The following is an 11,072-nucleotide window of genomic DNA, read 5'->3' on the forward strand; positions in this document are numbered from 1 at the left end:
GCCGCGACGCGCGGGAGGCGCCCGGGGCCGGCGCGGCCGGGGGCATCGGCGTCGTGGCGCTCGGGCTGCTCGGCGCGGCGCGCCGGCCGGGCATCGAGGTCGTCCTCGAGCTCGCGGGCTTCGACCACCGCAGCGCGGGCGCCGACCTCGTGGTCACGGGCGAGGGCAGCTTCGACGAGCAGTCCCTCGGCGGGAAGACCCCCGTCGGCGTCGCCGCGGCCGCCGCCGAGCGCGAGGTGCCCGTCGTCGTGGTCAGCGGCCGGCGGGCCCTGAGCCGGGAGCAGTGGCTCGCGGCCGGGTTCCTCGACGCGCGCGCCCTGACCGACGCCGAGCCCGACGCGGCCCGGTGCATCGCCGAGGCGGGGCCGCTGCTGCGGGCGCTGGCCCACGACCTCGGGACGGAGATCGCCGCCGCCGTCGCGTGAGGCCCTCCCCCGGCTCGAGGCCCCGCGCCGCCCGTCCTCTGCTGCGGCCGGGCGTCAGGCGGGCTGGCAGGTGGGGCACCAGTTCAGGTGCCGCGCGACCATCTGCGCGTAGGCGACGGGCGTGCCGCACAGGCGGCACGGCATCCCCGTGCGCCGGTAGACGTAGAAGGCGTCCTCGCGCCGCGCCGTCCCGCTGCGGCGCTCGCGGTGCTCCGGGCGGGTGGTGACGATCCGCCCGGCGCGCAGGCCGGCCCGCAGCAGCACGACGAGGTCGGCCCACAGCGCCTGCCACTCCTCGCGGGTCACCTCGCGGCCGGGCCGGTGCGGTTCCACGCCCGTGCGGAACAGCGTCTCGGCGCGGTAGATGGCGCCGACGCCCGCGACGACGTCCTGCTGCATGAGCAGTGCGCCGATCGCGACGCGGGAGCGGGAGATCCGCGCCCACGCCTCCTCCGGGTCCGCCTTCACGCGCAGCGGGTCCGGGCCGAGCTTGGCGTGCACCCGCGCCACGCCGCCCTCGTCGAGGACCTCGCACGCGGTGGGGCCGCGCAGGTCGGCCCAGCCGCCCTCGGCCTCCAGGCGCACGCGCACGGCGCCGCGGGGCGGGTCCGGGAAGCCGTCGCCGGCGCGCCACGTGCCGTACAGGCCGAGGTGGACGTGCAGCCAGCGGTCCTCGCCGAAGCGGGCGAGGAGGTGCTTGCCGTGCGCCTCGGTGCCGGTGAGCTCGCGGCCGTCGAGGAGCGCGGCGCCGTCGGCGAAGCGTCCCTGGGGGCTGGAGACGATGACCTGCTGCCCGCCGAAGCGCGCGAGCAGGTCGCGGGCGTTGCGGTGGACGGTGTGACCTTCGGGCATCAGGCTCCGGGCAACGGGGGGAGCTCGCCCGTGGCGGCGTAGTCGCTGAGCATCTCGATGCGCCGCACGTGGCGCGGGTCCTGCGAGAACGGCGTGTCGACGAAGGTGTCGGCGATCGCCGTCGCCTCCTCGAGGGTGTGCATGCGGGCCCCGATGCCGACGCACTGCGCGTCGTTGTGCTCCCGCGCCAGGCGCGCGGTGTCCACCGACCACGCCAGGGCGCAGCGGATGCCGGGCACCGCGTTGGCCGCGATCTGCTCGCCGTTGCCGGAGCCGCCCAGGACGATGCCGAGGGAGCCCGGCTCCGCCGCCACGGCCGCGGCCGCGCGCAGCACGAAGGGCGGGTAGTCGTCGGTCGGGTCCGCCTCGAGCGCCCCGTGGTCCACGACGTCGTGGCCCCGGCCGCGCAGGTGCTCCACGAGGTGCTGCTTGAGGCCGAAGCCGGCGTGGTCAGTGCCGATGTGCACGCGCATGGGAGCAGCTTCGCAGGCGACCGCGCGGGCGCACACCGGGGTCGCCCCGCTCCCCCGCGCCCCGCACCGGCAGGATCGCCCGCGTGCCGACCGTGCTGGGGGTGGACGGCCGCCGCGGCGGCTGGGCCGTCGCGCTCGTGCGGGGCACCGCCCGGAGGGCGCGGCTGCTGCGCTTCGCCGTGGTGGCCGGCGCCGACGACGCGGCCGCGCTCTTCGCGCTGGCGCGGGCCGAGGGGGCCGACGCCGTCGGGCTCGACGTGCCGATCGGGCTGCCGACCTCCGCCTGGCGGCCCGCCGACCTCCTCGCCAAGCGGCGCCTCGGCCGGGCCTCGGCGCGCGTGTTCCTCGTCCCGCCCCGCGCGGTGCTGCGGGCCCCGGACTACGCCACGGCCCGGCGCACGAGCCGCGAGGTGCTGGCCGGCAAGGGGCTCTCGGCGCAGACCTGGGGCATCCGCCGGCCCGTGCTCGCGGTGGACGCGGCCCTGGCGGCGGACCCCTGGGCCCGCGCGCACGCCGTGGAGACCCACCCCGAGCTGTCGTTCGCCGCCGCCCTCGCGGGGCGCGTTCTGGAGCCGAAGAAGACAGAGGCCGGCCGGTCCGCGCGCCTGGCGGCGCTGCGGGGCTGGCTGCCGGAGCTGGCGAACGCCGAGGTCCCCGCGGGCGACGACCACCTGGACGCCGCCGCGTGCGCGTTCTCGGCGCTGCGCTGGGCGACCGGCCTCGCCGAGGTGCTCGGGGGCGAACCCGACGAGACCGGTCTGCCGCAGCGCATCGTCGTCTGAGCCACCCGCGGGTTCAGGCGTCCGGAGAGGTCAGCCGGACCGGGCCCTCAGTCGAAGACGGGGCCCTGGGTCCGGGTGCGCTTGAGCTCGAAGAAGCCCGGCGTGCCCGCCACGAGGACGCAGCCGTCCCACAGCCGGCCGGCGTCCTCGCCCCGGGGCGTGGGCGTGACGACCGGGCCGAAGAAGGCGACGTCGCCGAAGGCCACGACGGGGGTGCCGACGTCCTCGCCGACCCGCGAGATGCCCTCGGCGTGCGAGGCGCGCAGCTCCGCGTCGTAGGTGGTCGAGTGCGCGGCCGCGGCCAGGTCGGCCGGGAGGCCCACCTCGTCGAGGGCCGCGGCGATGACGGCGTCGAAGTCCTTGTCCCCGCCGGGGTGGATGCGGTTGCCCATCGCCGTGTAGAGCGGCAGCACGACGTCCTCGCCGTGCAGCAGGCGCGCGGCGGTGACGACGCGGACGGGGCCCCAGCCCTTCTCCATGAGGGAGCGGTACTCCTCGGGCAGGTCCCGGCCCTCGTTGAGGACCGAGAGGCTCATGACGTGCCAGCGCACGGAGATGTCGCGGACCTGCTCGACCTCGAGGATCCAGCGCGACGTCATCCACGCCCACGGGCACAGCGGGTCGAACCAGAAGTCGGCGCTGGCGCGCGCGGTCGCGCCGGGGGTCGCGGAGTCTGCTGTCGTCGTCATGCGGGCATCCTGCCCCGGCCCGCCGACACCCACCACGGGGCCTCCGCGCTGCGCCGCTGTCGCCCGCCCGTGGCAGAGTGCCTCTCTGCCACGAGAGGGTCCCCGACGGCGGACCCCCCGACGGAAGGACGTGGACGTTGCCCGGCGAGAACCTGACCCGCGAGGAGGCGCGCGCCCGCGCTGCCCTCGTCGAGGTCGACTCCTACGAGATCGACCTGGACCTCACGACGGGTGACGAGACGTTCGCCTCGCGCACCACCGTGCGCTTCCGCGGCACCGAGGGGTCGTCGACGTTCATCGACCTGATCTCCGCCGCGGTGCACTCCGTGAGCCTCAACGGCCGCGACCTCGACCCGGCCGCCGTGAGCGACGGCGTGCGCCTGCAGCTGGACGGCCTGGCCGGCGAGAACGAGCTCGTCGTCGTCGCGGACTGCCGCTACATGAACACGGGCGAGGGCCTGCACCGCTTCGTCGACCCGGTCGACGACGAGGTCTACCTCTACTCGCAGTTCGAGGTCGCCGACTCCCGCCGGGTGTTCGCGGTGTTCGAGCAGCCCGACCTCAAGGCCGTCTTCACCTTCGCGGTCACGGCCCCCGCGCACTGGCGGGTCATCTCCGGCGCGCCCGTCGCCGGCACCGAGGAGGTCGCGGCCGGCCGGCGCTGGACGTTCGAGCCGACCCCGCGCCTGTCCTCCTACGTCACGGCCGTCATCGCGGGGCCCTACGCCGGCGAGGAGTCCGAGCTCGTCTCCTCCGACGGCCGGACGATCCCGCTGGGCGTCTACTGCCGCAAGTCCCTCGTGCAGCACCTGGACGCGGACAACATCGTGGCCGCGACGCGCGCCGGGTTCACGTTCTTCGAGCGCGAGTTCGACCGCCCCTACCCGTTCACCAAGTACGACCAGGTGTTCGTCCCGGAGTTCAACGCGGGCGCCATGGAGAACGCCGGGGCGGTGACCTTCGTCGAGAGCTACGTGTTCCGCTCCAAGGTGCCGCAGGCGATGGTCGAGCGCCGCGTCGTGACCGTGCTGCACGAGCTGGCGCACATGTGGTTCGGCGACCTCGTGACCATGCGCTGGTGGAACGACCTGTGGCTCAACGAGTCCTTCGCGGAGTTCGCGAGCACCCTCGCGGCGGCCGAGGCCACCGAGTGGACGAGCTCCTGGACGACGTTCAACTCGCTGGAGAAGTCCTGGGCCTACCGCCAGGACCAGCTGCCGACGACGCACCCGATCGTCGCTGAGATCAACGACCTCGAGGACGTCGAGGTGAACTTCGACGGGATCACCTACGCCAAGGGCGCCAGCGTCCTGAAGCAGCTGGTGGCCTACGTCGGGCGCGAGGAGTTCATGAGCGGGGTGCGCGCGTACTTCCGCCGCCACGCCTACGGCAACACCGAGCTCGTCGACCTGCTCCGCGAGCTGGAGCAGACCTCGGGCCGCGACCTCGGCGCCTGGTCGCGGGAGTGGCTGGAGACCGCGGGCGTGGCGACGCTGCGCCCCGAGGTCCAGGTCGACGAGGGCGGCACCATCACGGCCGCGGCCCTGCTGCAGGAGGCCACCGCGGAGCACCCGCACCTGCGGGCGCACCGGCTGGCGGTCGGCTGCTACGACCTCGTCGACGGCGTGCTCACCCGCACCCACCGCGTCGAGCTCGACGCGGTCGGCGCCCGGACCGAGCTGACCGGCCTCGTGGGCCGGCCGCGCCCGGACCTGCTGCTGGTCAACGACGACGACCTCGCCTACGCGAAGATCCGGCTCGACGACGTGTCCCTGGACACCGCGCTGCACCACCTCGACGCGTTCGCGGAGTCCCTGCCGGGCTCGCTCGTGGCCGCGGCGCTGTGGGACATGACGCGCGACGGCGAGGCCGCGGCGCGCGACTACGCCGACCTCCTGCTCGGCACCCTCCTGCCCGGCGACGGCGCCCGCGCCGACTCCACGGTCCTCATGGTGCTGCTGCGCCAGCTCACCACCACCGTCGAGCTGTACACGGCCCCGGCCCGCCGGGCCGAGGTCCAGGAGCGCACGGCCGGGACGCTGCTGGAGCTGCTGCGCTCGGCGGCCCCGGGCAGCGACACGCAGCTGCAGTTCGCGCGCGCCTTCGCGGGCCGCGCCCGCTCGGGCGAGCACCTCGCCGTCGTGCAGGACCTCTACGACGGCACCACGACGCTCGAGGGCCTCGACGTCGACACCGACATGCGCTGGGTGCTGCTGTCCGCGCTCGTCGCGGGCGGCCGGGCCGACGCGGCGGTGATCGACGCCGAGCTGGTCCGCGACCACACCGCCACGGGCCAGCGCGCGGCCGCGGCGGCCCGCGCCGCCCTGCCGACGGCCGAGGCCAAGGAGGCGGCCTGGGCCAGCGTCGTCGACGACGGCTCGCTGCCCAACGCCCTGCAGGCCTCCGTCATCGGCGGCTTCGGCCGCGTGCACGACGTGGACCTGCTGCGGCCCTTCGTCGACCGGTACTTCGACGCGCTGCGGCGCGTCTGGGCCGAGCGCACCAACGAGATGGCGCAGCAGGTCGTCACGGGCCTCTACCCCGTCCAGCTGGCCGAGCAGGCGCTCCTGGAGCGCACCGACCGCTGGCTGGCCGAGAGCACCGACGCGCCGCCGGCCCTGCGCCGGCTCGTGCTGGAGAACCGCGACGGCGTCGCCCGCGCGCTGCGGGCGCAGGAGCGCGACGCGCGCTGACCCTCGCTCCTGACCGGTCGGGGACCCCCGGCCGGTCAGGAACACCGCCCGCGGACGACGACGGCCCGGCACCCCTCGCGGGGTGCCGGGCCGTCGTGCGTGCGGGGTCAGGCGGTGGGCTCGGTGGGGCGCACGGCCTCGTCGACCACGGCGGCCAGCGACCGGGCGCGCGCGTTCGCCGCGAGGTCGTCCAGCAGCACGACCTCCCCGTCCGGGCCCGTCAGGGGCATCCGCCAGTTCGGGTACTCCAGCGCCGTCCCGGGCTGGTTCTGCGTGCGGCGGTCGCCGACGGCGTCCACCAGCGCGACGCCGACCATCAGCGACGGCGACAGGGCCAGGTAGCGGTGCAGGGCCTCGACGACCTCCTGCTCCCCGGCGCCCGCGGACAGCAGGCCCCGCTCGCGCAGCAGGCCGAGGATGCGCTCCTGCTCAGCCCGGTCGCGTGCCCGCTCCTCCTCCACGGGGCGGGTCAGCAGGCCCAGGCGCTCGCGCAGGGCGACGTGCTCCTGGAGGAGGTACCCGGCCGTGGGCGGGAGGTCGTGCACCGTGACGCTCGCGAGCGCCAGCTCGCGGTAGGCCTCGGGACGCTTGGGCTCCGCGCCCTCGTACTCGAACCACAGCACGGCGCTGCCGAGCACCCCGCGGTCGGCGAGGTACTCGCGCACCCACGGCTCGACCGTCCCGAGGTCCTCGCCGACGAGGACGGCGCCGGCGCGCTGGGCTTCCAGCGACAGGATCCCGATGAGCGCCTCGTGGTCGAAGCGGACGTAGGTGCCCTGCGACGGCGGGGCGCCCGCGGGGATCCACCACAGGCGGAACAGGCCGATCACGTGGTCGACGCGCAGGCCGCCCGCGTGGCGCAGGATCGTGCGGACCATGTCCCGGAACGGGGCGTAGCCGAGGTCGGCGAGGCGGTCGGGCCGCCACGGCGGCTGGCTCCAGTCCTGGCCCTGCTGGTTGAACGCGTCCGGCGGGGCGCCGACCGTCACGCCGTGCGCGAGCGCGTCGCCGAGCGACCACACGTCGGCGCCGTCGGGGTGCACGCCCACGGCGAGGTCGTGGACGATGCCCGGGCCGGTCCCGGCGGCGGTCGCGGCGTCCTGCGCGGTGCGCAGCTGCTCGTCGGCCTGCCACTGCAGCCACTCGTGGAACTCGATGCGCCCCGCCAGCTCGGCCAGCGCCCCGGACGCCTCGGCCGCGGCCGGGTCGGCCACCTCGGCCGGCCACCGCGAGGCGGGCAGCCCGTGGCGCTCGGCGAGGGCGCACCAGGCGGCGAACCCGCTGAGGCCCGGCTCCTCGGAGGTGGCGTAGCGGCGGAAGGCGGCCTGACGGGAACGGCTGCGGCCGTAGGCGAAGACGATCTCCAGGGCCTGCTTCTTGGCCGCCCACACCGCGTCGCGGTCGATCTCGCCGGAGTCGGTGTTCATGGGCCGCACCTGCGCGGCGAGGCGCTCCACGCGCTCGCGGTCGGCGGGCGGGAGGTAGGCGACCTCGCGCACGTCCTCCACGCGCAGGTACAGCGGGTTGACGAAGCGCCGGGTCGTCGGCAGGTACGGCGACGGCTCCATGGGCGCGATCGGCTGCGCCGCGGCGAGCGGGTTCACGAGCATCCAGCCCGCGCCCTGCTCCGCGGCCGTGGCCGCCAGGTCGCCCAGGTCGGCGAGGTCGCCGACGCCCCAGGACGCCGACGAGCGCACCGAGTACAGCTGCGTCTGGTAGCCCCAGGTGCGCCCGGCCTGCATCGCGTCGGGCAGCTCCAGGACGTCGGGCGTCACGACGAGCGCGCACTCGGCGTCCCCGTCGGGGGTGTGGGCGCGCAGCACGTGCCAGCCCAGCGGCAGGTCGTCGGGGACCTCGAAGGTGGCGCGGCCCGTGAGGACGCCGTCGACGTGCATCGGGTCGACCCAGCGGTCGAGCTGGCGCAGGGGCGCCCAGCCGGCCTCGTCCTCGAGCTCGACCAGGCACTCGACGGCGTCGCCGTGGCGGACGTGGACGGGCACGTGGTGGGGGTGGCCCTCGCGGGCGACGACGACGGGCGGCAGGATCCGGCGCCACGGGCGCAGCCGGACCTCCTGCTGGGCCGCGCTGAGCGCCTCGGGGGTGCTCGCGTCGACGCCCATGGCGGCGAGGACGGCCTCGACGGTGCCGCGGGGCACGTCGGTCGTCTTGCCCTGCCAGTCCGTGAAGCGGGTCGCGACGCCGAGGGCCTCGGCGAGGGCCGTCAGCTGGTGGGAAGCGCGTTCTTCGTCCGGCGGCACGGTCGGAACTCTGCCAGAGCGGCGCACGTCGCACCCCTCAGGGCGCAGGCGCCGCCCCGGTGCCGGGGCGCCCTGCGGCCCGGGGCGGGGCCGCGGCGCGCGAGCGCCCGGCTGTCGGGCCGACTGCCTAGGGTGGCTGACCATGAGCAGTCCTGCCGACGCCGCGCCCGCCCCGGCGCAGGGTCCCCCCGCCGAGCTCGCCCCCCGCCTCGACCTCGTCGAGGAGCTGCACGGCACGCCCGTCGCGGACCCCTACCGCTGGCTGGAGGACGCGCGGGACTCGCGCACCGAGGCGTGGGCGGCCTGGCAGGACGAGGCCTACCAGGCGCACGCCGCGACGCTGCCGGGCCGGACGGCGCTCGCGGCGCGGGTGGCCGAGCTGATGGCCACGGGCTCCACCGGGGCCCCCGTGCACCGGGGCGAGCGGGTCTTCCGCACCCGCCGCGAGCCGACGGCCGAGCACGCCGTGCTGCGCGTGGAGGACCCGGACCGCGAGCCCCGCGTGCTCGTCGACCCGGTCGCGCTCGACCCGGCGGGCACGACGACGCTGGACGCCTGGCGCCCCGACGTCGAGGGCGGGCTGCTCGCCTACCAGCTGTCGGAGGGCGGCAGCGAGGAGAGCAGCCTGCGCGTGCTCGACGTGGAGACGGGGGAGGTCGTCGACGGGCCGCTGGACCGGGCCCGCTACTCCCCCGTGGCCTGGCTGCCCCGCGCGGCCGACGGCTCCGCGTCCTTCTACTACGTGCGGCGGCTGCCGCCGGAGCAGCTGCCGGAGGCCGAGCGGCAGTACCACCGCCGCGTCTACCTGCACCGCGTGGGCGCGGACCCGGCCACCGACGTCGAGGTCTTCGGCGCCGGGATGTCGATGACCAACTACTACGGGGTCTGGACCTCGCGCGACGGCCGCTGGCTGGTCGTCAGCGCCTCCGACGGCACCGCGCCCCGCAACGACGTGTGGATCGCCGAGATCGGCGCGGGCGACCCGGCGGCACCGGCCTTCACCGAGGTGGTCACGGGCCGCGACGCCCAGACGAGCGCGTGGGTGGGCCGCGACGGCCGGCTCTACGTCCTCACCGACCTCGACGCGCCGCGGGCGCGCCTCGCGGTCGCCGACCCGCGCTCGCCGGGCGTCGAGCAGTGGCGCGACCTGGTGCCGCAGTCCGGGGACGCGGTCCTCGAGGACGTCGCCGTGCTCGACTCCGCCGAGCTCCCCGAGCCCCTGCTCGTCGTGGGCTGGACGCGGCACACCCTCTCCTCGATCACCGTCCACGAGCTGCGCAGCGGCGACCAGCTGCCCGGGGAGCGGGGCGTGCTGCCGCTGCCCGGCTCCGGGTCCACGGGCGGGCTGATCGGGCGCCCCGAGGGCGGCCACGAGCTGTGGTTCGGCTACACCGACACGACCACCCCGGCCGTCGTGCACCGCTACGACGCCCGCGACGGCTCGCTCGTCGTGGACGCCCGGCCGCCGGGCGCGGTGGAGGTGCCGGCCGTGACGAGCCGGCTGGTGGAGTACGCGAGCGCCGACGGCACGACCGTGCGGATGCTCGTCGTCGCGCGCACCGACGCCCTGGACGAGGCGGGCGCGCCGCGCGAGCCGGCGCCCGCGATCCTCTACGGCTACGGCGGCTTCGGGATCAGCCTCTCGCCGCACTACTCCCCCGACGCGCTGGCGTGGGTCGAGGCCGGCGGCGTGTACGCCGTCGCGAACCTCCGCGGCGGCGGCGAGGAGGGCGAGGACTGGCACCGCGCGGGCATGCGCGAGCACAAGCAGAACGTCTTCGACGACTTCCACGCCGCGGCCCGCCACCTCGTCGCGCAGGGCTGGACGCGCCACGAGCAGCTCGCGGTCCACGGCGGCTCCAACGGCGGCCTGCTCGTCGGGGCGGCGCTGACCCAGGAGCCGCAGCTGTACGCGGCCGTCGTCTGCTCGGCGCCGCTGCTGGACATGGTCCGCTACGAGCAGCACGGCCTCGGGGCGACCTGGAACGACGAGTACGGCCGGGCCGACGACCCCGAGGAGTTCGGCTGGCTGCTGTCCTACTCGCCCTACCACCACGTCCACGAGGGCACGCCCTACCCGGCGGTGCTGTTCACGGTCTTCGACGGCGACAGCCGCGTCGACCCGCTGCACGCCCGCAAGCTGTGCGCGCAGCTGCAGCACGCCACGTCCTCGGGCCGCCCGGTGCTGCTGCGGCGGGAGGGCGACGTCGGCCACGGCGCCCGCTCGGTGTCGCGCACGGCGCGGCTGGTGCGCGACACGCTGTCCTTCACCGCGGCCGCGACGGGCCTCGTGCTGCCCGGCGACTGACCGGCCGCCGCGAGGCTCGATCCGACCCGTCCCGACCCGTCCCCACCGAGGAGCCCTCCCCCCGTGCACCTGGCCACCACCGACCTCGCCGGCGCGTCCTGCGCGCGGACCGACGCCGGCGTCTGCGGCACCGTCTACGACTGGACGGGGTCCAGCGTCGCGGGCCGGATCGCCGACGTGCTCGTCAGCTGGCCCCTGCACATCGTCCTGATCCTCCTGGTCTGCTTCGTGGCCCGGTACCTGCTGATCAAGGTCATCGACCGCACCGCGGAGGGGATCGCGACGGGCGCCGGGCGGGCCGCGCAGCGCAACCCGCGCCGGGGCGGGCTGCTGGAGTCGAGCCCGCTGCTGTCCGAGCGGCGGCAGCAGCGGGCCGAGACGCTGGCGTCGGTGCTGAAGAGCACGACGACCCTGGTCCTCGGCGTCGTCGCGCTGCTCATGGTGCTGAGCGAGCTGTCCCTGGACATCGCGCCCTTCCTGGCCTCGGCCGGGATCGCGGGCGTCGCCCTGGGCTTCGGAGCGCAGAGCCTCGTCAAGGACTTCCTCTCGGGCATCTTCATGCTCGCGGAGGACCAGTACGGCGTGGGCGACG

8 protein-coding genes and 1 pseudogene are annotated in these 11,072 nt (G+C 76.1%); 5 read left to right on the forward strand and 4 right to left on the reverse strand.

The window, feature by feature from the left end; translation table 11 throughout:
* The coding region (locus F1544_RS22300; RefSeq protein WP_167588392.1) for a glycerate kinase at positions 1–425 on the forward strand (425 nt) is incomplete at its 5' end.
* Between the two features lie 54 nt (positions 426–479).
* On the opposite strand, the gene F1544_RS22305 is transcribed toward F1544_RS22300, so the two are convergent.
* Entirely contained in the window at positions 480–1,277 is a 798-nt protein-coding gene (locus tag F1544_RS22305) for an Fpg/Nei family DNA glycosylase (protein WP_167588393.1), read from the reverse strand.
* On the reverse strand, positions 1,277–1,750 hold the full coding sequence (locus F1544_RS22310) for a ribose-5-phosphate isomerase (protein WP_167588394.1): 474 nt from the start codon (positions 1,748–1,750) through the stop codon (positions 1,277–1,279). The genes F1544_RS22305 and F1544_RS22310 overlap by 1 nt, the downstream gene beginning before the upstream one ends.
* A gap of 83 nt (positions 1,751–1,833) precedes the next feature.
* Here F1544_RS22310 and F1544_RS22315 point away from each other — a divergent pair, with 83 nt between their 5' ends.
* Positions 1,834–2,532 carry a DUF429 domain-containing protein gene (locus F1544_RS22315; RefSeq protein ID WP_167588395.1) on the forward strand — a complete coding sequence of 233 codons (699 nt, stop codon included), beginning with the start codon at positions 1,834–1,836 and terminating at the stop codon, positions 2,530–2,532.
* 47 nt (positions 2,533–2,579) lie between these two features.
* Here the strand turns inward: F1544_RS22315 and F1544_RS22320 are convergent, their stop codons facing one another.
* Entirely contained in the window at positions 2,580–3,221 is a 642-nt protein-coding gene (locus F1544_RS22320) for a mycothiol-dependent nitroreductase Rv2466c family protein (protein WP_167588396.1), read from the reverse strand.
* 137 nt (positions 3,222–3,358) lie between these two features.
* Here F1544_RS22320 and pepN point away from each other — a divergent pair, with 137 nt between their 5' ends.
* Positions 3,359–5,914, forward strand: coding sequence for an aminopeptidase N (gene pepN, locus F1544_RS22325; RefSeq protein ID WP_167588397.1), 2,556 nt, complete (start codon positions 3,359–3,361; stop codon positions 5,912–5,914).
* A gap of 107 nt (positions 5,915–6,021) precedes the next feature.
* Here the strand turns inward: pepN and malQ are convergent, their stop codons facing one another.
* Positions 6,022–8,172, reverse strand: coding sequence for a 4-alpha-glucanotransferase (malQ, locus tag F1544_RS22330; RefSeq protein ID WP_308470273.1), 2,151 nt, complete (start codon positions 8,170–8,172; stop codon positions 6,022–6,024).
* Positions 8,173–8,314: 142 nt separating this feature from the next.
* On the opposite strand from malQ, the gene F1544_RS22335 reads away from it, so the two are divergent.
* Together F1544_RS22335 and F1544_RS25655 are read left to right on the forward strand one after the other, a co-directional pair.
* Positions 8,315–10,480, forward strand: a complete 2,166-nt coding sequence (locus tag F1544_RS22335) for a prolyl oligopeptidase family serine peptidase (RefSeq protein ID WP_167588399.1) — start codon at positions 8,315–8,317, stop codon at positions 10,478–10,480.
* Between the two features lie 63 nt (positions 10,481–10,543).
* A pseudogene (locus tag F1544_RS25655) lies at positions 10,544–11,072 on the forward strand (mechanosensitive ion channel domain-containing protein); the annotation flags it as partial.

It is taken from the genome of Kineococcus rubinsiae (assembly GCF_011839805.1).
In the GTDB taxonomy this organism is placed as follows: domain Bacteria; phylum Actinomycetota; class Actinomycetes; order Actinomycetales; family Kineococcaceae; genus Kineococcus; species Kineococcus rubinsiae.